29 protein-coding genes are annotated in these 23,193 nt (G+C 69.4%); 13 read left to right on the forward strand and 16 right to left on the reverse strand.

The window, feature by feature from the left end; all coding sequences use genetic code 11:
* Positions 1–24: 24 nt before the first annotated feature.
* Genes BGP17_RS04685 through ypfJ form a run of 3 tightly spaced genes read right to left on the reverse strand, consistent with a single transcriptional unit; the run spans position 25 to position 2,500 of the window.
* Positions 25–807 carry a tetratricopeptide repeat protein gene (locus BGP17_RS04685; RefSeq protein ID WP_286711164.1) on the reverse strand — a complete coding sequence of 261 codons (783 nt, stop codon included), beginning with the start codon at positions 805–807 and terminating at the stop codon, positions 25–27.
* On the reverse strand, positions 792–1,541 hold the full coding sequence (locus tag BGP17_RS04690; protein ID WP_167301552.1) for an alpha/beta fold hydrolase: 750 nt from the start codon (positions 1,539–1,541) through the stop codon (positions 792–794). Before BGP17_RS04690 ends, BGP17_RS04685 begins: the two co-directional genes overlap by 16 nt.
* A gap of 59 nt (positions 1,542–1,600) precedes the next feature.
* Positions 1,601–2,500, reverse strand: coding sequence for a KPN_02809 family neutral zinc metallopeptidase (ypfJ, locus tag BGP17_RS04695; RefSeq protein ID WP_167301553.1), 900 nt, complete (start codon positions 2,498–2,500; stop codon positions 1,601–1,603).
* A 116-nt stretch (positions 2,501–2,616) separates the two neighbouring features.
* Here ypfJ and BGP17_RS04700 point away from each other — a divergent pair, with 116 nt between their 5' ends.
* From BGP17_RS04700 to BGP17_RS04710, 3 genes are read left to right on the forward strand one after another with little or no spacing between them, the layout of a single operon-like run.
* Positions 2,617–3,756 (forward strand): patatin-like phospholipase family protein, encoded by a 1,140-nt coding sequence (locus tag BGP17_RS04700; RefSeq protein ID WP_286711165.1) that lies wholly within the window; start codon positions 2,617–2,619, stop codon positions 3,754–3,756.
* 9 nt (positions 3,757–3,765) lie between these two features.
* Positions 3,766–4,551 carry a 3-hydroxybutyrate dehydrogenase gene (locus BGP17_RS04705; RefSeq protein WP_286711166.1) on the forward strand — a complete coding sequence of 262 codons (786 nt, stop codon included), beginning with the start codon at positions 3,766–3,768 and terminating at the stop codon, positions 4,549–4,551.
* Positions 4,552–4,567: 16 nt separating this feature from the next.
* The gene (locus BGP17_RS04710) at positions 4,568–5,191 is read left to right on the forward strand and encodes a DUF4893 domain-containing protein (protein WP_167301556.1); all 624 of its coding nucleotides are present in this window, start codon (positions 4,568–4,570) and stop codon (positions 5,189–5,191) included.
* Between the two features lie 21 nt (positions 5,192–5,212).
* Here BGP17_RS04710 and BGP17_RS04715 read toward each other — a convergent pair whose 3' ends face one another.
* A complete protein-coding gene (locus BGP17_RS04715; RefSeq protein WP_167301557.1) occupies positions 5,213–5,809 on the reverse strand; it encodes a hypothetical protein in 597 nt (198 codons plus the stop codon).
* Positions 5,810–5,836: 27 nt separating this feature from the next.
* On the opposite strand from BGP17_RS04715, the gene BGP17_RS04720 reads away from it, so the two are divergent.
* The 3 genes from BGP17_RS04720 to arr all read left to right on the forward strand — a co-directional run bounded on the left by BGP17_RS04720 (position 5,837) and on the right by arr (position 8,170).
* Complete coding sequence (locus BGP17_RS04720) at positions 5,837–7,144, forward strand: amidohydrolase (RefSeq protein WP_167301558.1); 1,308 nt, start codon at positions 5,837–5,839, stop codon at positions 7,142–7,144.
* A 14-nt stretch (positions 7,145–7,158) separates the two neighbouring features.
* Entirely contained in the window at positions 7,159–7,608 is a 450-nt protein-coding gene (locus tag BGP17_RS04725; protein WP_286711167.1) for a hypothetical protein, read from the forward strand.
* Positions 7,609–7,783: 175 nt separating this feature from the next.
* Positions 7,784–8,170, forward strand: a complete 387-nt coding sequence (gene arr / locus BGP17_RS04730) for an NAD(+)--rifampin ADP-ribosyltransferase (protein ID WP_286711168.1) — start codon at positions 7,784–7,786, stop codon at positions 8,168–8,170.
* Between the two features lie 39 nt (positions 8,171–8,209).
* Here the strand turns inward: arr and dmeF are convergent, their stop codons facing one another.
* The 5 genes from dmeF to BGP17_RS04755 form a co-directional block, all read right to left on the reverse strand.
* The gene (dmeF, locus tag BGP17_RS04735; protein ID WP_286711169.1) at positions 8,210–9,145 is read right to left on the reverse strand and encodes a CDF family Co(II)/Ni(II) efflux transporter DmeF; all 936 of its coding nucleotides are present in this window, start codon (positions 9,143–9,145) and stop codon (positions 8,210–8,212) included.
* Positions 9,146–9,153: 8 nt separating this feature from the next.
* Positions 9,154–9,429, reverse strand: coding sequence for a metal/formaldehyde-sensitive transcriptional repressor (locus tag BGP17_RS04740; RefSeq protein ID WP_286711170.1), 276 nt, complete (start codon positions 9,427–9,429; stop codon positions 9,154–9,156).
* A 76-nt stretch (positions 9,430–9,505) separates the two neighbouring features.
* Positions 9,506–9,925 (reverse strand): acyl-CoA thioesterase, encoded by a 420-nt coding sequence (locus tag BGP17_RS04745; protein ID WP_167301563.1) that lies wholly within the window; start codon positions 9,923–9,925, stop codon positions 9,506–9,508.
* The gene (locus tag BGP17_RS04750; RefSeq protein WP_286711171.1) at positions 9,922–10,491 is read right to left on the reverse strand and encodes a hypothetical protein; all 570 of its coding nucleotides are present in this window, start codon (positions 10,489–10,491) and stop codon (positions 9,922–9,924) included. The genes BGP17_RS04745 and BGP17_RS04750 overlap by 4 nt, the downstream gene beginning before the upstream one ends.
* Positions 10,488–10,781 carry an antitoxin Xre/MbcA/ParS toxin-binding domain-containing protein gene (locus tag BGP17_RS04755; protein ID WP_286711172.1) on the reverse strand — a complete coding sequence of 98 codons (294 nt, stop codon included), beginning with the start codon at positions 10,779–10,781 and terminating at the stop codon, positions 10,488–10,490. The genes BGP17_RS04750 and BGP17_RS04755 overlap by 4 nt, the downstream gene beginning before the upstream one ends.
* A gap of 201 nt (positions 10,782–10,982) precedes the next feature.
* Between BGP17_RS04755 and BGP17_RS04760 the strand changes: the two genes are divergently transcribed.
* From BGP17_RS04760 to BGP17_RS04785, 6 genes are all read left to right on the forward strand, one after another.
* Positions 10,983–11,312: an ArsR/SmtB family transcription factor gene (locus tag BGP17_RS04760; RefSeq protein ID WP_086130816.1), complete on the forward strand. Its 330-nt coding sequence runs from the start codon at positions 10,983–10,985 to the stop codon at positions 11,310–11,312.
* Positions 11,309–11,773, forward strand: coding sequence for an SRPBCC family protein (locus BGP17_RS04765; RefSeq protein ID WP_286711173.1), 465 nt, complete (start codon positions 11,309–11,311; stop codon positions 11,771–11,773). Before BGP17_RS04760 ends, BGP17_RS04765 begins: the two co-directional genes overlap by 4 nt.
* Before the next feature lie 25 nt (positions 11,774–11,798).
* Positions 11,799–12,242 carry a GFA family protein gene (locus tag BGP17_RS04770; RefSeq protein ID WP_167301567.1) on the forward strand — a complete coding sequence of 148 codons (444 nt, stop codon included), beginning with the start codon at positions 11,799–11,801 and terminating at the stop codon, positions 12,240–12,242.
* Between the two features lie 89 nt (positions 12,243–12,331).
* Positions 12,332–13,246 carry a LysR family transcriptional regulator gene (locus BGP17_RS04775; RefSeq protein ID WP_286711174.1) on the forward strand — a complete coding sequence of 305 codons (915 nt, stop codon included), beginning with the start codon at positions 12,332–12,334 and terminating at the stop codon, positions 13,244–13,246.
* A 48-nt stretch (positions 13,247–13,294) separates the two neighbouring features.
* Complete coding sequence (locus BGP17_RS04780; protein WP_286711175.1) at positions 13,295–14,443, forward strand: alpha/beta fold hydrolase; 1,149 nt, start codon at positions 13,295–13,297, stop codon at positions 14,441–14,443.
* Positions 14,440–14,838, forward strand: a complete 399-nt coding sequence (locus tag BGP17_RS04785) for a hypothetical protein (RefSeq protein WP_286711176.1) — start codon at positions 14,440–14,442, stop codon at positions 14,836–14,838. Before BGP17_RS04780 ends, BGP17_RS04785 begins: the two co-directional genes overlap by 4 nt.
* 121 nt (positions 14,839–14,959) lie before the next feature.
* Here the strand turns inward: BGP17_RS04785 and BGP17_RS04790 are convergent, their stop codons facing one another.
* Both BGP17_RS04790 and BGP17_RS04795 read right to left on the reverse strand, forming a co-directional pair.
* On the reverse strand, positions 14,960–15,307 hold the full coding sequence (locus BGP17_RS04790) for a hypothetical protein (protein ID WP_286711177.1): 348 nt from the start codon (positions 15,305–15,307) through the stop codon (positions 14,960–14,962).
* Between the two features lie 142 nt (positions 15,308–15,449).
* The gene (locus BGP17_RS04795) at positions 15,450–16,202 is read right to left on the reverse strand and encodes a Bax inhibitor-1/YccA family protein (protein WP_286711178.1); all 753 of its coding nucleotides are present in this window, start codon (positions 16,200–16,202) and stop codon (positions 15,450–15,452) included.
* A gap of 96 nt (positions 16,203–16,298) precedes the next feature.
* On the opposite strand from BGP17_RS04795, the gene thpR reads away from it, so the two are divergent.
* Entirely contained in the window at positions 16,299–16,835 is a 537-nt protein-coding gene (gene thpR, locus BGP17_RS04800) for an RNA 2',3'-cyclic phosphodiesterase (protein ID WP_286711179.1), read from the forward strand.
* Between the two features lie 6 nt (positions 16,836–16,841).
* On the opposite strand, the gene BGP17_RS04805 is transcribed toward thpR, so the two are convergent.
* From BGP17_RS04805 to BGP17_RS04825, 5 genes are all read right to left on the reverse strand, one after another.
* The gene (locus BGP17_RS04805; protein ID WP_286711180.1) at positions 16,842–19,148 is read right to left on the reverse strand and encodes a GAF domain-containing hybrid sensor histidine kinase/response regulator; all 2,307 of its coding nucleotides are present in this window, start codon (positions 19,146–19,148) and stop codon (positions 16,842–16,844) included.
* 221 nt (positions 19,149–19,369) lie between these two features.
* Entirely contained in the window at positions 19,370–20,785 is a 1,416-nt protein-coding gene (locus BGP17_RS04810; protein WP_286711181.1) for a M1 aminopeptidase family protein, read from the reverse strand.
* Positions 20,786–20,985: 200 nt separating this feature from the next.
* Positions 20,986–21,471, reverse strand: coding sequence for a low molecular weight protein-tyrosine-phosphatase (locus tag BGP17_RS04815; RefSeq protein ID WP_286711182.1), 486 nt, complete (start codon positions 21,469–21,471; stop codon positions 20,986–20,988).
* A 24-nt stretch (positions 21,472–21,495) separates the two neighbouring features.
* A complete protein-coding gene (locus BGP17_RS04820; protein ID WP_167301576.1) occupies positions 21,496–22,020 on the reverse strand; it encodes a superoxide dismutase family protein in 525 nt (174 codons plus the stop codon).
* Positions 22,021–22,085: 65 nt separating this feature from the next.
* Positions 22,086–23,147, reverse strand: a complete 1,062-nt coding sequence (locus tag BGP17_RS04825; protein WP_286711183.1) for a hypothetical protein — start codon at positions 23,145–23,147, stop codon at positions 22,086–22,088.
* Positions 23,148–23,193: the final 46 nt, after the last annotated feature.

Consider the following 23,193-nt stretch of genomic DNA (forward strand, 5'->3'; position numbering starts at 1 on the left):
TGCCGGCTCGCGGAAGATCCAGGCCTATTTCTCCGTCGCCGAGAACTGCTCCAGCGCCTTGCGGGCCGCGGTGGCGATGCCGGTGCCCGGCGCCAGCTCGATCGCCCGGTTCCAGGCCGTTCGTGCATCGGCCTCGTTGCCGCTCGCCGCGGCGACATTGCCTGCCTCGAGCTGGACAGAGGGATCGTCCGGCGCGCGCCGCAGCGCCTCGGTAACGTCGCGGGCCGCCCGGCCCAGATCGCCCGCGCGCCGGGCCAGCGTCGCGGAAAGCAGCCAGGCTAGCGGATCCTTGTCGGCATAGGTGAGCGCCTTGTCGATGTCGCTGCGCGCCGCTTCCATGTCGCCTGCCGCCACCATCGCCCGCGCGCGATCGAGATGCGCCTCGCCCAGGTCGAGCCCGGCCAGCGTGCCCGTCGCCAGCGCCGCGTCGATCGCCGCACGCGCCTTGGTCGGATCGCCCGCCGCGATCCAGGCGTTGCCCGCCGAAGCCCAGTAATTGGGCGCGCGCGGATCCTTGCCGGTCTCCGCCTCGCGCGCGGCATCCTCGAACGCGCCGGCGGCCGCCGCCCATTTCTCCTGGTTCGCATAGGCGACGCCGAGGCACTGGCGCGCGAGCACGCCGCCGCCGGTGGTGCGCCACTGGATCGCGTCCATCTGGCCCCGCACCGGATCGCCGGTCGCCAGGTCCATGCACTGGGTGAAGCGCGGCGGCTCCTTCTCGGGCGCGACGGGAGCCGGCGCGGGCGCGGGCTTGGCCGGCGCGGCGGCAGGCACGGCCTGCAGGGCGAGGATCAGGAAAGGGAGCATAGGGCGAGCACTTCCTCGAGCGCGCGCACGATCAGGGCCAGGTCCTGCTCGCGCGAGAAACGGTGTTCCGCGTCCTTGACCAGCAGAGTCTGCACCATGTCTGAACGGATCGCCGCCGCCAGCCGCGGGGCATGCTCCCAGGGCACTTCCTTGTCCTTCTGCCCGTGGAGCAGCCGCGCCGGCCCGCCCCAGGCGATTGGCTGGACGAGCACGCGGTTCGCCTCGCCCGATGCCCAGAAGGCGCGGGTGGTGACGGTCGGCCGGTCGCCATAGTCGTTGGGCGCCTCGATCCGTCCGGTCTGGAGCAGCGCCAGCTTCTGCTCCATGGTGAAGCCCCAATCGGTGAAGTCCGGCGCCGCCGCGATGCCTACCATGCCGGCGACCATTTCCGGCCGCGCCTTGGCGATCATCGCCATGATCCAGCCGCCCATCGACGAGCCGACCAGCACCACCGGCCCGCGCGCGACTTCGTCGATCATCCGGATCGCGTCGTCGCGCCAGCTGGCGAGCGTCTCGGCCTCGAAATCGCCTTCGCTCTCGCCGCAGCCGGCATAGTCGAAGCGCAGATATGCCCGGCCATTCGCCCTGGCCCATTGCTCGAGATGGAGTGCCTTGGTGCCCTGCATGTCCGAGGCATAGCCGCACAGGAACAGCACCGTCGGGCCTGCGCCCGGCGTGTGATGATAGGCAAGCGCGGGGCGGGGCGGGGCTTCGGCGGCGGTGGTTTCGGTCATCGAGACGGGATAGCCGGCCGATGACCCCCTTGAAACCCCTCTCCCGCCGGGAGAGGGGCTTAGATATTCCCCGAGAATGTGTCGCACTGGGCAGGATCGCCCGTGTCCAGCCCCTTCTTCAGCCAGGCCATGCGCTGCGCCGAGGTGCCGTGGGTGAAGCTCTCGGGCACCACCGTGCCCTGGGCCTGGCGCTGGAGCGTATCGTCGCCGATCGCGTTGGCGGCGGTCATGCCTTCCTCGATGTCGCCCGGCTCGATCCGCTCCTTGTTGCGCGCCGCCCACACGCCGGCAAAGCAATCCGCCTGCAGCTCGAGCCGCACCGACAGCGCATTGCCCTCGGCCCGGCTCGCCCGCGCCTGGAGCTGCGAGACCTTGCCCGAGGTGCCGAGCAGGTCCTGCACATGATGCCCCATTTCGTGCGCGATCACATAGTCGCGGGCGAAGTCGCCCTTGGCGCCGAAGCGCTGCTCCAGTTCCCGGAAGAAGCTGGTGTCGAGATACACGCCCTGGTCCGCCGGACAGTAGAAAGGCCCCACCGCCGAGCTCGCCGAGCCGCAGCCCGAATCGACCTGGCCCTGGTAGAATTTGATCGTCGCCGGCCGATAGGATCGCCCCGCCTCGCGGAAGATCGCCGCCCAGGTATCGTCCGCCAGCCGCATCACGCGGCACGATTCGAGCCGCTCGCCCGTGCACACCTGGCGCCCGCTCTGCCCCGCGGTGGGCGATTGGCCCACGCCGCTGCCGGCGCCGCCCGACGAAAGCAGCCCGCCGCCGCCGCCGCTGCTCATCGCGAAATAGGCGATGGCGATCAGCCCGATGATCGCGATGCTCCCGCAGCCCATGCCGCGGCCGAGCAGCAACGGCAGCAGCCCCAGCAGGCCGAAGCCGCCGCCACCCCCGCCACCGCCGCTTCCCAGGTCCTGGGCATTGTCGGTGGGGTCGATATCGTCGAGCCGCATGGCATCCCTCTTCGTTGGCGCGCCGCGACAATGCCCCAAGCGGCGTTGCGTTGCACGCACCAACCAACGCGAAACAGGCACTTCCCTCGGCGCATGGTTTCGGCCAAGGCAGGCGCATGGCAGACGCCGAGTCACGTCCCCGCCGCCAGGCCCCCGGCCTCCCGTTGCCGGACACGGTAGCGCTGGTGCTGCAAGGCGGCGGCGCGCTCGGCGCCTATCAGGCGGGCGTGATCGACGAACTGCAGGGCGCCGGCATCGAGGTGGACTGGGTCGCCGGCATCTCGATCGGCGCAGTCAATGCCGCGCTGTTCGCCGGCAATCCGCCCGAGAAGCGCATCGCCGCGATCCGCACCTTCTGGGAAGACGCCACCGCCGCGCTCCCCGATTTCTCGCTGCCCATGCACGACGCCGCGCGCGAGCTGAGCCACGAATGGGCGGCGGGCATGGTCATGCTGGGCGGCGTGCCCGGCTTCTTCCGCCCGCGCCTGCTGCCGCCCGGCTTCGCCGTCCCCGGCACGCCCGAGGCGCTGAGCTTCTACGATACCGCCCCCCTGCGCGAGACGCTCGACCGGCTGGTCGACTGGGACCTGCTCAACAAGGGGCCCGTCCGCCTCTCGGTCGGCGCGGTCGACATCAAGAGCGGCAATTTCCGCTATTTCGACACGCGCGACGAACGCCTCGACGCGCGCCACATCATGGCATCGGGCGCGCTGCCGCCGGGCCTGCCGCCGGTGGAGATCGACGGCTGCTGGTATTGGGACGGCGGCCTCGTCTCCAACACGCCGCTCACCCATGTCCTCGACCGGCAGGATGCCGAGACGCTGATCTTCCAGGTCGACCTGTTCCCCGCCGCCGACGAGCTGCCGCGCACGATCACCGACGTGCTGGCGCGCGAGAAGGAGATCCGCTTCTCCAGCCGCACCCGCGCCGTCTCGGACGAGCGGATGCGGCTGCGCCAGGAGCGCCAGATGGTCTGCCGCCTGCTGAGCAAGCTGCCGCCCGAACTGCTGGAGGATCCCGAGGTGCAGGCGGTCCGCGCCCGGGTCTCCGAATTTCCGGTCAGCCTGGTCCATCTGATCTATCGCGCCAATGCCTGGGAGGGCGGGGCGCGCGACTTCGAATTCTCGGCGCGCTCGATGCACGAGCATTGGCAGGCCGGGCGCATGGCAGTGGCGGAGACCATGGCCAATGCCCGGCTCGTCGCCCAGAACATCCTCGACGGCAACACCGCCGCCTTCGATCTCACCCAGCGTTAGGAGTATCCCATGTTCCTCAAGGGCAAGTCCGCGATCATCACCGGCTCCACCTCGGGCATCGGCCTGGCCTATGCCAAGGCGCTGGCGGCCGAGGGCGCGAGCGTGATGATCAACGGCTTCGGCGACGCGGCGGCGATCGAGAAGGAGCGTGCCGCGCTCGAGGCGACGAGCGGCGCCAAGGCGCTCTACGACGCCGCCGACATGACCAAGCCCGACCAGATCGCGGCGATGGTCCAGCGCTGCCACGACGAACTCGGCGGCCCGCACATCGTCATCAACAATGCCGGCATCCAGCACGTTTCGCCGATCGAGGACTTCCCGGTCGAGAAGTACGACGCGATCGTCGCGATCAACATGTCCTCGGCCTGGCACATGACGCGCGCCGCGGTGCCGTTCATGAAGGCGCAGAAATGGGGCCGGATCATCTCCACCGCCTCGGCGCACAGCCTGGTCGCCAGCCCCAACAAGAGCGCGTACGTGATGGCCAAGCACGCCATTGCCGGGCTCACCAAGACGATCGCGCTCGAAGTCGCGACCAGCGGCATCACGGTGAACTGCGTCTCGCCCGGCTATGTCTGGACCCCGCTGGTCGAGAACCAGATCCCCGATACGATGAAGACGCGGAACATGACGCGCGAGCAGGTGATCAACGACGTGCTGCTCGACGCGCAGCCGACCAAGGAGTTCGTCCAGCCGGAACAGGTCGCCGCGCTGGTGCTTTTCCTGTGCCGGGACGAGGCGGCGCAGATCACCGGTGCCAATTATTCGATCGACGGCGGCTGGACCGCGGCCTGAGAAGGGGCTTGGAACAATGAAGGGGATTCCCGCCGCCGCGTTGCTCGTGCTCGGGCTTACCGGCTGCAGCGTCTATCGCGACGCCACTGCCACGCGCCCGCCCGCCGGCTGGAGCTGGCGCAAGGTGATGACCGAGGCCGACGCCGATCGCATCCGCAGCTGGCGCCGCGCCTGGGACGACGCGCTCGCGCCGGCCAAGGCAGCGGCACCGGCGGCGATCGCGGCGGAGCCGGACCTGTTCGATCCCGATCGCGCGCTGGGCGCCGGGATGCCGCCTGCGGGCGAATATCGCTGCCGCACCTTCAAGCTCGGCTCGCAGCAGCCGCTCACGCCCTATTTCGCGGCCTATCCTGCCGGCCGGTGCCGGATCACCGTGCAAGGTCCGGAGACGCATTTCGTCCGCCTCGACGGCGAGCAGCGCCCCGACGGGCTGATCTACGCCAACACCGATGCGCGCCCGATGTTCATCGGCGTGATGGTCCTGGGCGACGAGACCGCCCCCCTGCGCTACGGCGTCGACCAGACGCGCGACATGATCGGCTATGTCGAGCGCATCGGCGAAGCGCGCTGGCGGCTGGTCCTGCCCTATCCGGGCTTCGAATCGAAGCTCGACGTGATCGAGCTGATCCCGGCGGGCTGAGCGGGGCGGCGCGCGCCTCCGCTATTCCCGCAGCCCGAACTCCTTCACGATGAACGCATAGAGTTCCGGCGCCTTCGCCTTCACATTCTCGCGCCGGAAGGGCGGGCGCGCGGCGGTGCCGTGCAGGACCACGCTCGCCGTCATCGCGAAGAATTCGAACGGGTTGGTCAACATATAGGACTGGGCCGGCCAGCGCCCGCCTGCCCTCGCCTCGCCATAGAAGCGCAGCACATCGGGATTCTCCCGCCCGCCCGGCATCCTGAGCAACTGCCAGCGATGGATCAGCTCGTGGAGCAGCACCGGATTCGCCGCCGGCTGCGTCTCGCGCGCGAAGAACACGCCGCGCGGCCCCGCCCGCGTCCTGGTGCCCGGCTGCAGGTCCACCGTGATCACCTGAGCCGCGAAGAAATCCCGCGCCGCGTCCGACACCCGGAGCGCCTTCACCAGCGCGATCTGCGCGGCGAGCGATGCGGCGATGGCAGGCGTCTGCTCGCCCCCCTGCCAGTCGATCGCGAAATCCTCGGCCGCCCAGGCCCGGGCCGGCAGCGCCAGCAATGCTGCACCGGCGAGCAGCGCCCGGCGCGAGAGGTTTGACAGCCCGGCATCCCCACGCGACATTCAAACCTCCATGCAGCGGGGAACCTTATGCTTCGATACCTTCTTCTCGCAACTGCGATGAGCTTCTCCACGCCCTCCGCCGCCGATCCGGTGCACGACGCGACCAGGGCCGCGCTGCCCCAGCTCATGGAATTCTATCGCGACTTCCACGCCAATCCCGAACTCAGCCTCCATGAAGTGAAGACCGCCGCCAAGCTCGCCGAGGAAGCGCGCAAGGCCGGCTTCAAGGTCACCGAGAAAGTGGGCGGCACCGGCGTGGTCGCGGTGCTCGAGAACGGCGCCGGCCCGGTCGTGCTGATCCGTGCCGACATGGACGGCCTGCCCGTCACCGAAGCCACCGGCCTGCCCTTCGCCTCCAAGGTGCGCACCACCAACGACGAAGGGATCGAGACCGGCGTGATGCACGCCTGCGGCCATGACACGCACATGGCGAGCTGGATCGGCACGCTGCGCAACCTCGCCGCGATGAAGGCGAAGTGGCACGGCACCGTCGTCATGATCGCCCAGCCCGCCGAGGAGCGCGGAATGGGCGCCCGGGCGATGATCGACGACGGGCTGTTCACGCGCTTCCCCAAGCCCCAGTTCGCGCTCGCCTTCCACGACAGCGCCAGCCAGCCCGCCGGCCAGATCGGCGTGACGCCGGGCTATGCCCTGGCGAACGTGGACTCGGTCGACGTGCTGGTGAAGGGCGTCGGCGGCCATGGCGCCTATCCGCAGACCACCCGCGACCCGATCGTCCTCGCCGCGCGCATCGTCACGTCGCTCCAGACCCTGGTCAGCCGCGAAGTCGATCCGCAGGAAGCCGCGGTCGTCACCGTCGGCATGATCAAGGGCGGCTCGACGCACAACATCATCGGCAGCGACGTCACGATGCTGCTCACCGTGCGCAGCTTCAAGCCCGAGGTCCGCAAGCTGCTGCTCGACGGCATCGCCCGGATCGCGAAGGGCGAGGCGATCGCCGCCGGCGTGCCCGAGGATCGCATGCCCGAGGTCAAGGTCCGCGACAATTTCACGCCCGCCACCTTCAACACCCAGCCGCTCTCGGACCGGATGAAGTCCCTGTGGACGGCGCGCTTCGGCAAGGACCGGGTGGCCGAGACCCGCGCGGTGATGGGCGGCGAGGATTTCAGCCGCTACTGGCTGGCCGACCAGTCGATCCAGAGCCTGATCTTCTGGGTGGGCGGCGTGCCGGCGGACAAATGGGCCGCGTCCGACAATGGCAGGAAGCCGCTCCCCTCGCTTCACAGTGCCTATTGGGCGCCCGACGCCGAAGCGGTGATCGGCACCGCGACCGAGGCGATGACCGCGGCGGCGCTGGATATCCTGAAGAAATAGGCCTGCTTGCCGGCATGACCGATCCGAGCATGCGCGACCCGGCGCGTCCGCGCCGCCTGCCCGCATTTCTGAGCGCCGCGCTGACCGGCGCCTATGCGGGCATTGCGCTTCAGTGCTTGCTCGCCTGGTCGTCGGAGCCGGATGGCCTCGACTGGTCGGATGCAGGGGCGATGGTCCCGATCGTCGCGATCTACGGGCTGATCGCGCTTCCCTTCGTGGCACTGGGCCTGTTCGTCTTCGGCATTCCCGCGGCCCGCCTGTTCGGCCGCTGGCGCGACCGCCCCTGGATGGGGCTGGTCGCGGCGGTGTGCGGCGCCCTGGCCGGCAAACTCGCCTATCATGCGATCGATCGCCTGCTGTTCTTCGGCGCCTATCGGCCATGGACGATCGAGCGTGTCGATCTTGGCCTTTGCTACGGGGTGCCGGCGGGTCTTGCCTGGTGGTGGTTCAACCGCCGCGATTGAGCGGCCGGCATGCGATGCCGGCGGTGCGTGCGCGATGGAGGAGGAGAGCGGGGGAAGCCGGCGCCTCGCCACGGCCTCTTCCCACTATCATTGTCTAACGCGGAACCGGGCTTGCGGCAAGCCGGGGCCCTTGTTCCATGAAGCCGCCCTCGATTCGCAACTGAGGGAACGGCACATGATCTATTATCACGGCACCCGCGCGGACCTGGGGAATGGCGACCTGATCGCCACCGGCCATGCCTCCAACTATGGCGCTCGGAAGCAGGCGAGCTGGGTCTATCTGACCGGCACGCTCGAAGCGGCGATCTGGGGCGCCGAGCTCGCTCGGGGCACGGGTCGCGCGCGGATCTACATCGTCGAGCCGACCGGCGGGATCGTCGACGATCCCAACCTCACCGACCAGAAATTCCCCGGCAACCCGACGCTCTCCTATCGCTCGCGCGCGCCGCTCCGCGTGGTCGGCGAAATCGCCGAATGGCAGGGCCATTCCCCGGAGCAGCTGCAGCACATGAAGGCGGCGATCGAACGCCTCGAGGCCCTGGGCATCGAGGCCATCGACTGAGCTCCGCGCGCCGCGCCCGGCCATGCGCCGGGTGCGGCGTCAGCGGCACTCCACGGTGAGGTGCGCCAGCGCGTGCACCGGCGCCAGCCGGGCGCGGATCGCATCCGCATCGACGCCCACCACGCTCACGATCGCCGCCCACGCCTCGGGGCCCACGCGCCACACGTGCAGGTCGACGATCCGGGCATCGCCCCCGGCCTCGACCAGCGCGCGCACTTCCATGGCAACGGAATCGTCGGTCCGGTCGAGCAGCACCGCGGCGGTGTCGCGCATCAGCGTCCACGACCAGCGCGCGATCACCACCGCGCCGACGATCCCCATCGCCGGATCCATCCACGCCCAGCCGAGATAGCGCCCGGCCAGCAGCGCTGCGATCGCCAGCACCGAAGTCAGCGCATCGGCGAGGACGTGCATATAGGCCGAGCGCAGATTGTTGTCGTGGCCGCGATGGGGATGGTCATGGTCGTGCCCATGATCATGGTCGTGGCCATGCCGATGGGCATGGCCGTGGTGATGCCCGCCCGAGAGCAGCAGCGCGCTGGCAAGGTTCACCGCCAGCCCCAGCACCGCGACGATCGTCGCTTCGCCGAACGCCACCCGGATCGGCTCGAACAGCCGCAACACCGATTCCACGCCGATCCCCAGCGCGATCAGCCCGAGCACCATCGCCGAGGCGAAGCCGGCCAGGTCGCCCACCTTGCCCGTTCCGAAGCTATAGGCTGCGCTATGCGCATGCCGCCGCGCATAGGCATAGGCCGCAGCGGCAACGGCCAGGGCGCCGGCATGCGTCGCCATGTGGAAGCCGTCGGCGAGCAGCGCCATCGATCCGGTCCAATAGCCCGCAGCGATCTCGCCCACCATCATCACCGCAGTGAGCCAGACCACCCACAAGGTCCGCCGCGCATTCGCGTCATGCGCGGCACCGAGGAAGACATGGTCGTGCGCCAACGCATCGATTTCGGGCAGGGTGGCCATGGGGGATCCTATTTGGCGTAGCGGCGGATCACCGCCAGCAGGTCTTCGGCCCCCTGGGCGCGCTCCGCATCGCTGAGGGCAGGATGCGCGACATGCGCCTGGAGATGGTCGGCGATGATTTCGTCGAGCAGCCCGTTCACTGCCCCGCGCACCGCCGCGACGAGCTGCAATATCTCGGCACAGCTCGAATCGCCCTGCATCGCCCGTTCGACCGCGCCGACCTGCCCGCCGATCCGGCGGACCCGCGCCAGCAGCGCGTCGTTACCATGGGAGAGATGCGCCATACCCATACCCCCTATGGGTATATTGGCCCGAAGTAAAGCATCCCGGTGCGGGGGAGGCAAAGGCGGGACCGCCAAATTAGGAAGCGATGGCCATCCCCACCGGCGGCAGGAAACATGCCACGGTGCTCGCCGGCAGCCGCGCCGGCTGGAGGGTGGCGGCGTCGAGGCAGCACCAGCGCGACTTGACTTCGGCCAGCGTCTCGGCGCCGCGGCGGATCACCGTGTCGTAGAACGCACTTTCGCGGCGCACGCTCTCGAGCACCACCGTCGCGACCAGCGCGTCGGCGAGGAAGGCGGGCTTGCGATAGGTGATGTCGTGCCGCACGGCGACCCAGCGATGCGCCGCCACCGCTTCGGGCGGAGCCAGCCGTTCCCAATGATCGACCACCGCCGCCTGTACCCAGCGCAGGTAGATCGCGTTGTTCACATGCCCCAGCGCGTCGATATCGTCCGCTTCGATCCGGATGGCATAATGGTGCGGGTTGCTCGGGTTCATGATGTTCCGTTCGAGATGCCGCGCGCCTCGGCGAGCAGGCGGTCGGCGATATCGCGATAGAAGAGGCAGACCTCGGAGAGATCGGTGGGCGAAATGGTCAGCTCCGCGCCGACGGGCACGCGCCGCAGGGCGCCGCCTTCGCCGTGCCAGCCCGTGGTCATCGCCGCTTCGCCGCGGCGATCGCCGCGCCGTACCGTGCCCGCGCAGTGGAACAGGCAATTGCGCGAGCGCCCCAGCGCCATCAGTCGCGCATGGTCCGGATCGGGCACGCGGAGCGCGCGGCGCAGCCGGGCCAGCTTGTTCGCGGTGTTGCGTTCGCCCCTGGGCATCGCAATGCCGCGACAGCGCGCCGCCTCGCCGACCAGCAGGTTGAGGAAACAATCGAGTTCGCGCAGCCCGTTGCCGATCACCTTGGCCCGGTGGCGCCCCTCGATCGCGCGCGGCGCCGCGCCGGGGCCGCCCAGGCCGAGCGCCAGGAAATGCGAGCCCCGCCGCAGCGTCGCATGTGCGCGGATCAGTTCGGGGCTGGTGACGATGACGGCATCGCGCGCCGCCCCGTGCCTCACTGCGCCCCGCGGCGCGCGGCGATCGCCTGCTCGACGGCGACCAGCCCCTCGGCGCTCGCAATGGCGAGGTCGAGCGGGCGCCCGCCCAGCGCGTCGTCATGTCCGTTGAGAAAGGCAGTGGCGCCGTCGCGCCCCAGCGCCTCGAACGCGATTCGCGCAACGCGACCCTGACGCTCCACGCTCTCGGGCGAGAGCCGCGCTTCGGCGAACTTGCGCCGGAAACCATTGGTCCGCAACGGCTTGGCCGCATCTTCTCCGGCCGGATCCTTTGGCGGCGTGTCGAGGTCCAATGCGCGGCTCCCATTGCGTAAGCGGGAGCACGGAGGTCTCTCAGTCGCTGGCGCCTACGAACGGAACTGCCAGCGATGGCACAGCCTAGCGAGTCGCCGGCGTGAAAGCCACCCGCCATGGCGCGGATCAGGTCGGCCGGCCATCTGGATGTCAGATCAATTAGTATTGACTAATGCATTAGCATATACTAATTGATCTTCATGCTCCAGGCAGCCCCCCTCGACACCGTGATGCGCGCCCTTGCCGACCCCACCCGGCGGTCGGTGTTCGAGCGGATCGTGCGCAGCGACCAGATCAGCGTCGCCGAGCTCACGCGCGGCAGCGGCGTCACCCAGGGAGCGATCTCGCAACATCTGAAATCGCTGAAACAGGCCGGGCTCGTCGCCGAACGGCCGCAGGGGCGCCAGGTCTTCTACAGCGCGCGGCCCGACGGCCTCGATCCGCTGTTCGACTGGATGCGCCACTACGACCTGTTCTGGCGCGATCGCTTCTCCGACCTCCGCAGCCTGCTCAAGGAAATCGACCCATGACCGAAACCGATGCCGCCACCCGGCAGATCCTCGTCGAGGAACTGCTTCCGCACGCTCCGGAACTGATCTGGAAGGCATTGACCAGCGGCGCGCTGATGGGGCGCTGGCTGATGGAGCCCAGGGGCTTCGAGCCGGTGGTGGGCAACCGCTTCACCTATCAGACCACGCCCGCCGGCGAATGGGACGGCACGATCCGGTGCGAAGTGCTCACCGTCGTCCCGAACACGCGCTTCGCCTATAGCTGGGTTGGCGGCCATGCCGCGAACGCAGGCTATGGCTCGCGGCTCGACACCGTGGTCACCTTCGATCTCGCGGCGGTGGCCGGCGGCACGCTGCTGCGGCTCACCCATTCGGGCTTCGAGCTGCCGCGCAACGAGACTGCCTTCACCAATATGCACCGCGGCTGGGAAAAGGTGGTGAAGCAGGTCGGCACCGTCGCGGCCGAGGCCGAGGCCGACTGAACCACGATCCAGCAAGGAGCGGACGATGCCCGGAAGCCTGCCCTATACCGGCCGCTGCGCCTGCGGCGCGATCGGCTATGAAGTCATCGGCGAGCCAGTCGACATGAACCATTGCCAGTGCCGCCAGTGCCAGCTTGCCAGCGGCACCGGCCATAGCTCGCACCTCACTTTCTTCGGCGCCGATGTCCGCACCACCGGCACGCCGAGCCACTGGGAAACCACGGGCGAGCAGGGCACGCGCAAGAGCCGGGCCTTTTGCGGCACCTGCGGCGCCCCGGTCTTCATGACCTTCCCGGACATTCCCGAGCTGTTCATCGTCAGCCCCGCCACGCTCGATGCGCCCGAGCGCTTCGTGCCCGGCGTCGCGCTGTGGACGGTGGCGGCACAGCCCTGGGACTATCTCGACCCGGCGCTGCAGCGCTTCGAGAAACTCCCCGCCACGGCCCGGACCGAGCAGGGCTGGGAATAGCGCGACCATGCGGGCCACGTCGCCCGCCGGCGCGCAACCCGTCCACCCCACTGGCGCCCGGCATTAGCTGAACTTATGCTTGGCGCCCGATGGTCCGCCCCCACCTCCCCCTCAATGCCCTGCGCGCCTTCGAGGCATCGGCACGGCATCTGAGCTTCACCCGCGCCGCGATCGAGCTGTGCGTGACGCAAGCCGCGATCAGCCACCAGGTGAAGGGCCTGGAGCAGCGCCTGGGCACCCAGCTCTTCCGCCGCCTGCCGCGCGGGCTTGCGCTCACCGACGAAGGGCTGGCGCTGCTCCCCGCGCTGGGGGACAGCTTCGATCGCATCGCCGAGCTGGTCGAGAGCATCGCCAGCGGCACTGCCGCACAGCTGCTCTCGGTGGCCGCGGTGGGCACCTTCGCCACCGGCTGGCTGTTTCCCCGGCTCCCCGCCTTCCACGCCGCGCATCCGCGCATCGACCTGCGCCTGTTCACCAACAACAACCGCGTCGACCTGGCGGGCGAAGGGCTCGACTACGCCATTCGCTTCGGCGCCGGCGCCTGGCACGGCACCGAAGCGGTGCCGCTGGTAGAGACGCCGCTCACGCCGCTCTGCGCCCCCGAGCTGGCCGCGCGCCTCGCCGCCCCCGCCGATCTGCTCGCCCTGCCGCTGCTGCGCTCCTACCGCGCCGACGAATGGCCGCGCTGGCTCGCCCAGGCCGGCATCGCGCCGCCGCCCCTGCGCGGCCCGGTGTTCGACAGTTCGCTGGCAATGGCCGAAGCGGCGATCCTGGGCATGGGCGTCGCGCTCGCTCCGCCGGCGATGCTTTCCCGCCACCTGGACGAAGGCCGGCTCGTCCGCCCCTTCGCGCTCGAAGTCTCGACCGGACGCTACTGGCTCACCTGGCTCCAGTCGCGCACGCCGGGGCCCGCGATGATCGCGTTCCGGGAATGGATCGTCGCAGAGGCATGCGCGCCCGATCCCGGCATCGCCACGAACCGCGCCATGGCCCGTACCGGTTGAGGCAGGGCGCCCGATCTGGGATAAGCGGCGCATCGAAGGAGGCTCGTCATGCTGCGCACCCTCTTGTCCGCCATCCTGCTCCTCATCGCCCTGCCCGCCACGGCGCGCGCCCAGAGGCCTGGCGAATCCCCAGGCACGCTGATCTCCGCCGAGCCGGTCTCCGGAGGGCCGGACGCGATGCGCAGCTGGCGCATCGCCTATTGGACCAGCGACGCGCATGGCCGGGCCATCCGGGTCACCGGCATGATCGTCGCCCCGCGCGACCATGCGCCTTCGCCCGCGCCGCGCCGGGTGATCGCCTGGACGCACGGCACCTGGGGCGTGGTCGAGAAATGCGCGCCGTCGCTGAGCCCCGATTTCTGGCAGGCGACGCCCGCGCTCGCGGAGATGATCGCGCGCGGCTATCTGGTGGTCGCGCCCGACTATCCGGGGCTCGGCTCGCCCATGGCCCATCCCTATCTGATCGGCATCGACACTGCCCGGGCGGTGCTCGACGCGGTGCGCGCCGCCCGGTCGCTGCGCGAGGCCCGGGCCGGCGCCGATTTCGCGGTCTGGGGCGAATCGCAGGGCGGCCATGCGGCGCTGTGGACCGCGGCGCAGGCCGCGCGCTACGCGCCCGAACTGCGCCTGCTCGGCACCGCCGCCGCCGCGCCGCCCACCGATCTCGCCGCCAATCTCCGCTCGGGCAGCGATGCCAATGTCCGGGCGATGCTGGCAGCCTATGCAGCCTATAGCTGGTCGCAGCATTTCGGCCATCCGCTCTCCAGCCTGTTCAACAAGACCAATGCCGGAGTCGCCACCCGGCTGGCGCGCAACAATTGCATCGAGCTCGGCAAGAAGCCGCGGCTGGGCACCATCCTCGGCATCGCCGCGATCCGGGGGGCGCTGCGCAGCAAGGACATGGCGGATACGCCACCCTGGGCCGGCATCGCCCGCGCCAACAGCGTCGTGCCCGGCGCGGTATCCGGCCCCCTGCTGATCGTCCAGGGTACCGCCGACACCGTGGTCGCGCCGGCCGTGACGCTCGCCTTCGCCCGCCAGCGCTGCCGCACCGGCGCGCCGCTCCGCTACCTGTCGCTGCCCGGCGGCGACCATCCCGCCGCCACGCGCAATGCCGGCGCCGCCGCGGCCACGCTCGACTGGATCGACGCGCGCTTCGCCGGGCAAAGGCCGGCGAGCGATTGCGGGCGGATATGAAGCCGCGCCCGCACCGGCCTCTCGCCCCGGCACTCGCGATCGCGCTGTCCACCATGCCCTCGGCAGCCGCGGCCCAGGACGCGCCGATAGGCTATGGCTGCGGCGACCTGGTGGCGATCGGGCGGGCGAGGAGCCTCGACTACACGCCAGTCGATAGCGAGGACGATATGCTCGGCCATGGGTGGATCACGGCGAAGCTGAAGATCCGCAAGGTGCTGAGGGGACACGCCGCCGCGCCTACCGTGCCGGTGCGCTATTTCGCGCATGCCGATCTGCGGGGCGATCGCGACTTCCTGTTCGTGATCGCGAAGGACGAGGCGGGAAGGAATGTCGTCAGGACCGCCAGGCCGATCGAAGATGCCGTCGATCAGCGGCTCGCCGCCCGATGCGGCTGACCCGCCTCATCCCGTGTGGATCGAGATGTCCGCGCCCGGAAACAAGGCTCGCGGCCATAGCCGAGGGATGGCCCCTGCAGGGCGCGCCGGCCCGACGCCGGCGAAGCCGCTGCGGTCGGCCCTAGCCGAGGCCGATCTTCGCCAGGATCCGGCCGATAACGCCCTTGTCCTCGCTCTGCGCCAGCCTGGCTTCCTTCCTGGGATCATAGCCCGAGCTCTCGGGCAGGTCGCCGCCGCGATGGCTGTGCACCGGCTGGGTCGAGGCGGGCGGGTCCGACGCGTCCATCGATTCGTCGAGCGCCCGGTCGAGCCGGGCCTCCCTGCTTTCGGGGTTGCGCGCCAGCCGCTCGGCGATCGATTCGTCGGTGCCGGCATCGGCCGATTGCGCGGCCGTGCGCTTGGTTTCCTCATCCGGGCCCGGTGCCGCCGACAGGGGGTCCACCGCCGGATCGATCGGGTTCGCGTCCATGACTCACTCTCCTGAGCGTTGCCGGGTTGTAACGAACGCCCTTCGATTCGCGTTCCAGCACGCGCCTCTCGCCCGGGCAGAAAAGAAAACGGCCCGGCGAGTTTCCCCGCCGGGCCGCGATTTCCGCTTCCGCTGCCGAAGCCTAGTTCCGCTGGCTACCGAACAGGCGCAGCAGGAACAGGAACATGTTGATGAAGTCGAGGTAGAGCGTCAGCGCGCCCATCACCACCGTCTTGCCCATCATGTCCGTACCCTGGACGTAGAAGTACAGGCTCTTGATCTTCTGCGTGTCATAGGCGGTGAGGCCGGCGAACAGCAGCACGCCGATCACGCTGATCGCCATGCTCAGCGGGCCCGAGCCGATGAACAGGTTGACGATCGAGGCGACGATCAGTCCGACCACGCCCATGATCAGGAACGTCCCCCAGCCCGAAAGGTCGCGCTTGGTGGTGTAGCCCCACAGGCTCAGCCCGGCGAAGCCCGCGGCGGTGCCGAAGAACACCTGCGCGATCGAGCTGTCGGTATATTGCAGGAAGATCGTCGAGAGCGACAGGCCCATCGTCGTCGCATAGACCCAGTAGAGCGCCTGCATCGCCGGGGTGGAGAGGCTCCGCTGGGCGAAGCTCATCACCAGCACGATGCCGAGCGGCGCCAGCATCACCAGCCAGCCGAGCAGCGACGGCGCGACGCGGCCATTCTCCTGCACCGCGAACAGCGTGTCGATCGCTCCGCTCTTGGCGAAGACGAACGCGACGATGCCGGTCAGCAGCACGCCCGACGCCATGTAGTTGTAGACGGACAGCATATAGGACCTGAGCCCCGCGTCGCGCGCATCAGCGCCCGCGCCGGCGGTCACATAGGGCGCGCCCGTCCGGGGATCCGACCAGTCAGCCATTTCAAAACTCCTTTGCCCGGCACCTGCCGGTATCCGTGAATATCGCCCCCGCGCCGGGTGTTTTCAAGCAAAACCGGGCGCGCTAGTGCCCAGGCCATGATCCGCCTGTTCGTCGGCCTGCGTCCGCCCGCTCCGATCCGCACCCAGCTGCGCGCGCTGATGGGCGGCATTCCCGGTGCCCGCTGGCAGGACGACGCGCAGCTCCACATCACCCTGCGCTTCATCGGCGAAGTCGACGAACGCGCCGCCGAGGATGCCGCGCTCGCGCTCTCGGCCGTGCACTGGCCGCCGCTCGAAGTCGCGCTGGAGGGCGTCGGCACATTCGACAGCCGCGGCCGGATCAACGCCGTCTGGGCCGGCATCCGCCCGCGCGAGGGCCTTGCCGGGCTCCACCGCAAGATCGACCAGGCGCTGGTACGCGCCGGCCAGCCGCCCGAGCGCCGCGCCTATCTCCCCCATGTCACCCTGGCCCGGATGAACGCCCCCGCCGAAGCCGCCGCGCGCTTCGTCGAAGCGCATGCCGGCCTCGCGAGCCCGCCCTTCGCGCTCGACCATTTCCACCTGTTCGAGAGCCATCTCGGCCATGAAGGCGCGCGATACGAGGCTGTGGCACGCTATCCGCTGCAGGCCTGACGGACCCTAGCCCCGCCGCTTCGCCTCCAGCACCGCGCGCACCTTCCGCGCCAGCTGCTCGCGCGTATAGGGCTTGGAGAGCAGCTCCACGCCGGCGTCCAGCCGCCCGTCATGCACGATGGCGTTCTCGGTATAGCCCGAAGTGAACAGCACCGTGAGCGCGGGCAGCCGCGCACGCGCCAGCCGTGCCAGCTCGGGGCTCTTCAGCGTGCCCGGCATCACCACGTCGGTGAACAGCAGGTCGATCGCCATCCCGCTCTCGATCACGCTCAGCGCGCTCTGCGCATCATTGGCGCGCAGCACGACATAGCCCAGATCGGTCAGCAGCTCGACCACCGTCGCCTGCACGTCCGGATCGTCCTCGGCCACCAGGATCGTCTCTTCGCCGCCGCGCATCGTCACGGTCTCGGGCGACGCCGCCACCATTTCCTCGCGCCCGCGCACGCGCGGCAGATAGAGCTTCAGCGTGGTGCCGTGGCCCAGCTCCGAATAGAGCTTCACATGGCCGCCGGACTGCTTGACGAAGCCATAGACCATCGACAGCCCCAGCCCCGATCCCTGCCCCTCGGGCTTGGTCGAGAAGAACGGCTCGAACACCTGCTCGATCAGCTTCGGATCGATGCCGGTGCCGGTATCGGTCACCGCCAGCATCACATATTGGCCCGGCGGCACGTCATCCAGCCCGCTGGTATAGGCATCGTCGAGCGAGGCGTTGGCCGCCTCGATCGTCAGCTTGCCGCTGCCCGCCATTGCGTCGCGCGCGTTGATCGCGAGGTTGAGGATCGCATTCTCCAGCTGGGTGGGATCGGCCTGGCAGTTCCACAAGCCGCCCGAAGTGATCACTTCGATCGCGATCGCCTCGCCCAGCGCGCGGCGCAGCATGTCCTCCATTCCGCCCAGGAACCGGCCGACGTTCAGCACGCGCGGCTCGAGCGGCTGGCGCCGGCCGAAGGCGAGCAGCTGGCTGGCCAGCTTCGATCCGCGCTGCACCCCCGCCAGCGCGTTCGCCACCCGCCGCTCGGCCTTGTCGTTGCCCTGCACGTCGCGCGCGAGCAGCTGGAGGTTGCCCGAGATCACCTGGAGCAGATTGTTGAAATCATGCGCCACGCCGCCGGTCAGCTTGCCGATCGTCTCCATCTTCTGCGCCTGCTGGAGCGCGGCGAACACCGTCTCGCGCTCGGCCACCGCTTCGGCGACGCGCGTCTCCAGCCGCTCGTTGAGCAGGCGCAGCTCTTCCTCGGCGGCGGCGCGTCGCGCCAGCTCGCGCGCCACCGCCTCGAACAGCCGGGCATTGTCCATCGCCAGCGCCGCCTGGCCGGCCAGGCTCACCAGGCTTGCCTCGGCCGCCGCGCTGAACCGGCCGGGCTCGGGATGGCCGTAGAGCAGGCCGCCGATCACGTCGCCTGCCGGGGTGCGCACCGGCACGGCCAGATAGGAGCGCACCGGCAGATGCCCCTCGGGCATGCCCTTGAACGGCGCGTTCCGGCCGTAGCGCGCATCCGCGGTGACGTCGTCGACCCGGATGATGCCCGTGCCGGCAAAGGTCGGCTCGAACAATTTGGTGATCCGCGGCATCGGGAACTTGTCGAACACCGAGCGCGGCGCCCCGGCCAGCGCATAGAGCATGTAGCGCTCGCCCTCGGCCTCGTCGGTCCTGTTGTAGAAGAAGGCGCCGAACTTCGCCCCGATCAGCGCCACGCCCGCATCCACCGCGGTCTGCGCCACGCGCGCGCTGTCGCGCTCGCCCGTGATCGCGGTGCCCGCCTGGTTGACCACTTCCAGCGTGCGCGACTTTTCCTCCAGCGCCTCGCGCGCTTCCCGCTCGCGCGCCGCCATCTGGAAATGCTCGGTCCGGTCGGCACTGGTGCCGAAGATGCCCACCACCTTGCCCGCGGCATCGCGGATCGGCGTCATCGACAGGTCGACATGGATGTCGATCTTCTCGCCGCCGCCGCGCGTGGTCTGCACGTGCAGGCCGGGGCGGAGCACCGGCTCGCCGGCGAGCGCCCGCTCGAAATAGGTGCCCACTTCCTCCCACACGGCCGGCCAGCTCCTGCGATAGGAGCGGCCGAAGATCCGCGCGTTCTCGTCGCGATAGGCGTCGAGAATCCGGTCGTTGTAGAAAAAGAGATAGTCGGGGCCCCAGGTGACGAAGGCGCGTTGCGGCGAAGCGAGCATCAGGTCGATCGCTTGCCTGAGCTCGCGCGGCCAGTCCGCGACCGGACCGAGCTCCGGCACCGCGAAGTCCGGCGCCCGCAGCCTTTCCCCTGTCTCTCCGCCGTGGCTGGGCCAGGCGGCATCGGCTTCAGCCATCCATGCTCCCCATGCGCCCCCGCCCCGGCCGTGGTTTATACATGCTGCGTCCGCCGGGGAAAGACGCGGCGGCGCATGAGGGGCAGAGCTTGGCGGCTCATCATCGGCGCCATATCAGCCGAGCATGCCCAGGGTTCGGCAGGGTTTCCCGAACGAAGGGGACAGTCCGATCCGGGAGGAAGATCGCTTCGCAACCTTCGCCGCCATCGCGCCCGCCACCGTCATCTGCCGGTTTTGCCCAACGAGTCCTGACTCTGGCAAACACGCCTTCCATCGGCGACACAGGTACTACGCCACCGTTCCCAGGCGGCATCATCGATGCCGGCGCGTGCGGCCACGCCCTGAAGATCGGCCCATGTGCGAACATTCCGCGCGGAAAGCAGGCCCCGCAGGAAGGCGCGCATCTTCGCCTCTCCCACCTGTCGCTCCAGGGAGAGCAGGAGCAGCGGGCCGTAATGGTAGCGATAGGTCCCGCCGATGGAGGCACCGTCCGTGATCTTGTCGAGCGCCACGAACGGCTGGGTATGGCCGTTCACCTCCGCCGCGAGACCGGCGATATGCCGTTGGGCGGCGGCCTCGCCACCGAGCGCCCGCAATGCCTTGATCGACAGGAACTCCGCCGTCGATTCCAGCATGAACCAGAAATATGGGCCTGGGGACCGGGCGAGCGTTCCGAAATAATAATGGCCCATCTCATGCGCGATATAGGCGATGCGTCCATCCCGCGCTTGCCCGCCAGCCTGGAGCGTCGCGCCGACACGGCCGACGCTCCCGCTCATGGCGATCGTCGGCCATGTGGCGAAGGCCCATTCCGAACCCTCGCGATCGCGCTTGACCTGGTTGGCCGCCACCATCCGAAGGAATGTCGGCTGATCCGCAACCGGCGCCCCCATATAGTCGCGGTAATAGCTGGCGACCTGTCCCACCGCAGCCGACAGCGCGTCGGCCTGCGCGGGCGCCACCGTCTCGTTCAGGATGGTGACGTTGGCCGTCTTCGTGATCGGTCCCTTGCCGCCGAAGAGCAGAGGCGGGCGGGCAGTGGCGCTGGAAAAGCGCCCATGGTCCCCGATGATCGCCGCACTTCCGTTCATGTAGAGGAAGCGACAGCCCTCGCAGGACACGTCGAGCGCATAGGCCATGGTGCCGGCCCGGGCCTTCGCCTTGTTGTCGAAGGGAAGCGGAAGCCACGCAGATTGCTCCGCGAACCGCGCGCTGTCCCCGTTGAATGCCATCACGCCCTTGAAATCGTCCGGCGCATCATGTGCCGGATAGACCGGATAGGCTCCGACATATTCGACGCAGAGGACGGCGGGCGCAGCGGAGACGGTATAGACACGCGCTTCCCCGTTGATGCCGGGATCATACCATCCGTCGAACGCCACCGCCTTTCCGTCGCCATCCGTCACCCTGGCGACGTTCAGACCGGCGTTGAGCGCGAAGGCGCCCGCAACCTCCGCGGGCCGGTCGGCTATGCAGACACGGCCTTCCACCCGGCCGGTGGCGAGGCTGACGCGCACGGTGCCCGACGTCTTCATCGCCCCGTTGCCGCCGCTTGCCGCTTGTCCCTGAGCGCCGGCAGCTGCCGGCAGCAGTGCAGACAATAGCGCCGCCGATATGACTCCGATCCTGTTACGCACTTGTCCTCCGCCGAGCGAGCATGCCTGCCATACATCGCTAACACACCTCCTGTCGATGCACGAAACGGGTTCGCATGCATCGCCGGGAGCCAGGCGTGCTCCTTGGCGGAGCGGCGTTCTCTATTGGCTCGCCTCTCCATTGGCTCGCCGCGCGGGCACAGCCCGAATAGCGCTTCGCCTGCGGGTCGAGTGAATGTCCGCTATCGAATCTTCCCGGCCTTTGCGCCGCGCCGCCCCAGCCACCCCACCAGCGCATCGGCGGCGGCGCTGACATCGGCCCAGGTCACATCGAAGTCGCGATCCGTCCCGTAATAGGGATCGGCGACGGAGCTGCCCTCGCGCCCCGGCACATAGTCCATCAGCAGCCGGACTTCCGCCGTGCCGTCCGCCGGCGCTAGCGCCGCGAGGTCGCGCAGATTCTGGTCGTCGAGCGCCAGCACATGATCGAAGCGGCGAAAATCCTCCGGCCGCACCTGCCGTGCCCTGAGATCGGAGATGTCCACCCCGTGCCGCCGCGCCGCCGCCTGTGCGCGGTGATCGGGGGGTGCGCCGACATGCCAGTCGCCGGTCCCCGCCGAATCCACCACCATGTCGAGCCCGGCGCGCTCCGCCGCCGCCCGCAGCGCGCCTTCGGCGAGTGGCGAACGGCAGATATTGCCCAGGCACACGAACAGCACCGACGTCACCTCAGCCTCCCGCCCCGCGCCGCGTCACATCGCGTGGAAGACGCCGCAGGCGATGCGCCCGCCCGAATTGCCCGAGGGATCGGTCTTGTAGTCGTCGGCATTGGCATGGACGACCAGCGCGGCGCCGTCCTCGTCCATCAGCCCCGCATAGGTGCCGCCCGGAAGCACGAAGATCGTGCGGTCGCGGCCGTCCTCGCCCACCGAGAGATTGGGCATGTCGCCGGCATGCGGGCCCATCGGATTGTCCTTGCCATGCTGGTGCGCGGTCGGGTTCCAATGGCCGCCGGCGCTGGCGAAGTCCGGCCCCTCGCACTTGCCCACGGTGTGGACGTGCGTGCCGTGCACCCCCTTGGTCAAGCCGTGCACTTCCACCATCACGCGGATCGACCCGTCGACTTCCTCGGCGATCGCCTTGCCGACATCGGTGCCGTCGGCCATCTTGAGGTCCGCCTGGGCGCGGGCATGGCCGGCCATGTAGCGCGCATCCTTTTGCGGGCTCGCGCAGCCCGCCACCGCCAACAACCCCGCCGCCACCAGCAAACCACGCATCGCCCTGCACTCCGGATAAATGTTCCCGTCACGTAATGGATGGCCGCGCCGCCGGTTCCAAGGGGTCAGCGCAAACATTCTCCGTCCGCCTTGCCGGAGACGCTGCCCACCCCGAGGATGATCTTGGCGCGCCGTTCGAAGGTCAGCGCCTGCCAGCGCCCCGAATTGCCGATCGCGGTGCGGCTGCGCAGGAAGGTGAGGTGGAGCATCTCATATTGCTCCGGATCGATCCGCCGCCCGTCGAGCAGGCAGCCCCAGCGATCGAGGTTCCAGGCCCAGTCCCGCTGCACGCCGTCCTGGTCGATCGAGCGCGACAGGGCGCCGTACCAGGCGAAGATCGCGCCGAGCCGGTCCCAGCGATCGGCTTCGGGCATCGCCGCGAGCTTGCGCCGCAGTCGCGCCAGGTCCTCGTCCAGCGGGAAGCCACCCTGCTGCACCTTCGTGTCCACCGCCCAGCGCACCTTGCGCAGCGTGATCGGCCCATCGGGGAACACGCGCAACAGGTCCTGCCGCACCGCCTCGAGCAGCACCAGATAGGTGTCGAGCTGCACCTGCAGCATCGCGTCGCTCTCGAACAGCGCATTGAATTCGCCCCACAGGACGGGATCGAGCTTCCCGTCCGGCCCGTGCGCCGCCAGGATCTTCTCGCGGCATCGGGGCTTCACCGGCACCGCCAGGCAGGCGTGCGAGAAGATCGTCTTGCCATGGACCGGCATCAGCGCCTTGCGCGCGCGGCGGAAGCCGCCGCGCTGCGCCTGCTTCCACGCCTTGAGCAGGGGTTGCAGGCTCCCCGTCCCGAAATTCCACTGCGCCATGCCGACCGAGACGAGCTGGCTGTCGAAATTGCCCACCGGCATCGCCCAGCAACCCATCGTCTCGGGGATCGAAGTCTCGCGCATCTGTGCGAAGATCGCTGCCCGGTCGAGCCCGATCGCCCCCAGCCGCGCCGCGCTGCCGGCATCGATGACGAGGAAGGGCAGGTCGCCCACTTCGCGACAGGCCGGCCGCTCGGGCGGTGCAGGGGGCACGGGGGGCACGGGCACGGACGGCACGGGCACAGTCTGCGCCGCCGCCGGCACGGGGACCGTGCCGAGCGCCAGCAGCGTCGCGGCGATCCAGGATTTCATGCGGCTCCTCTCGTCTCCTTGCCGCGCTTGTCCCGCGCCGCGCCCG

This window comes from Sphingomonas sp. 67-41, from assembly GCF_001899725.1.
Lineage (GTDB): Bacteria > Pseudomonadota > Alphaproteobacteria > Sphingomonadales > Sphingomonadaceae > Sphingomonas > Sphingomonas leidyi.

Coding starts and splice junctions, on each gene's coding strand:
- BGP17_RS04685 (WP_286711164.1), bottom strand. CDS start 807: ATGCTCCCTTTCCTGATCCTCGCCCTGCAGGCCGTGCCTGCCGCCGCG.
- BGP17_RS04785 (WP_286711176.1), top strand. CDS start 14,440: ATGAAGCCGCGCCCGCACCGGCCTCTCGCCCCGGCACTCGCGATCGCG.
- dmeF (WP_286711169.1), bottom strand. CDS start 9,145: ATGGCCACCCTGCCCGAAATCGATGCGTTGGCGCACGACCATGTCTTC.
- BGP17_RS04770 (WP_167301567.1), top strand. CDS start 11,799: ATGCCCGGAAGCCTGCCCTATACCGGCCGCTGCGCCTGCGGCGCGATC.
- BGP17_RS04780 (WP_286711175.1), top strand. CDS start 13,295: ATGCTGCGCACCCTCTTGTCCGCCATCCTGCTCCTCATCGCCCTGCCC.
- BGP17_RS04760 (WP_086130816.1), top strand. CDS start 10,983: ATGCTCCAGGCAGCCCCCCTCGACACCGTGATGCGCGCCCTTGCCGAC.
- BGP17_RS04745 (WP_167301563.1), bottom strand. CDS start 9,925: ATGAACCCGAGCAACCCGCACCATTATGCCATCCGGATCGAAGCGGAC.
- BGP17_RS04825 (WP_286711183.1), bottom strand. CDS start 23,147: ATGAAATCCTGGATCGCCGCGACGCTGCTGGCGCTCGGCACGGTCCCC.
- BGP17_RS04700 (WP_286711165.1), top strand. CDS start 2,617: ATGGCAGACGCCGAGTCACGTCCCCGCCGCCAGGCCCCCGGCCTCCCG.
- BGP17_RS04820 (WP_167301576.1), bottom strand. CDS start 22,020: ATGCGTGGTTTGCTGGTGGCGGCGGGGTTGTTGGCGGTGGCGGGCTGC.
- thpR (WP_286711179.1), top strand. CDS start 16,299: ATGATCCGCCTGTTCGTCGGCCTGCGTCCGCCCGCTCCGATCCGCACC.
- BGP17_RS04715 (WP_167301557.1), bottom strand. CDS start 5,809: ATGTCGCGTGGGGATGCCGGGCTGTCAAACCTCTCGCGCCGGGCGCTG.
- BGP17_RS04795 (WP_286711178.1), bottom strand. CDS start 16,202: ATGGCTGACTGGTCGGATCCCCGGACGGGCGCGCCCTATGTGACCGCC.
- BGP17_RS04725 (WP_286711167.1), top strand. CDS start 7,159: ATGACCGATCCGAGCATGCGCGACCCGGCGCGTCCGCGCCGCCTGCCC.
- BGP17_RS04805 (WP_286711180.1), bottom strand. CDS start 19,148: ATGGCTGAAGCCGATGCCGCCTGGCCCAGCCACGGCGGAGAGACAGGG.
- BGP17_RS04790 (WP_286711177.1), bottom strand. CDS start 15,307: ATGGACGCGAACCCGATCGATCCGGCGGTGGACCCCCTGTCGGCGGCA.
- BGP17_RS04690 (WP_167301552.1), bottom strand. CDS start 1,541: ATGACCGAAACCACCGCCGCCGAAGCCCCGCCCCGCCCCGCGCTTGCC.
- ypfJ (WP_167301553.1), bottom strand. CDS start 2,500: ATGCGGCTCGACGATATCGACCCCACCGACAATGCCCAGGACCTGGGA.
- BGP17_RS04765 (WP_286711173.1), top strand. CDS start 11,309: ATGACCGAAACCGATGCCGCCACCCGGCAGATCCTCGTCGAGGAACTG.
- BGP17_RS04710 (WP_167301556.1), top strand. CDS start 4,568: ATGAAGGGGATTCCCGCCGCCGCGTTGCTCGTGCTCGGGCTTACCGGC.
- BGP17_RS04740 (WP_286711170.1), bottom strand. CDS start 9,429: ATGGCGCATCTCTCCCATGGTAACGACGCGCTGCTGGCGCGGGTCCGC.
- BGP17_RS04705 (WP_286711166.1), top strand. CDS start 3,766: ATGTTCCTCAAGGGCAAGTCCGCGATCATCACCGGCTCCACCTCGGGC.
- arr (WP_286711168.1), top strand. CDS start 7,784: ATGATCTATTATCACGGCACCCGCGCGGACCTGGGGAATGGCGACCTG.
- BGP17_RS04720 (WP_167301558.1), top strand. CDS start 5,837: ATGCTTCGATACCTTCTTCTCGCAACTGCGATGAGCTTCTCCACGCCC.
- BGP17_RS04775 (WP_286711174.1), top strand. CDS start 12,332: ATGGTCCGCCCCCACCTCCCCCTCAATGCCCTGCGCGCCTTCGAGGCA.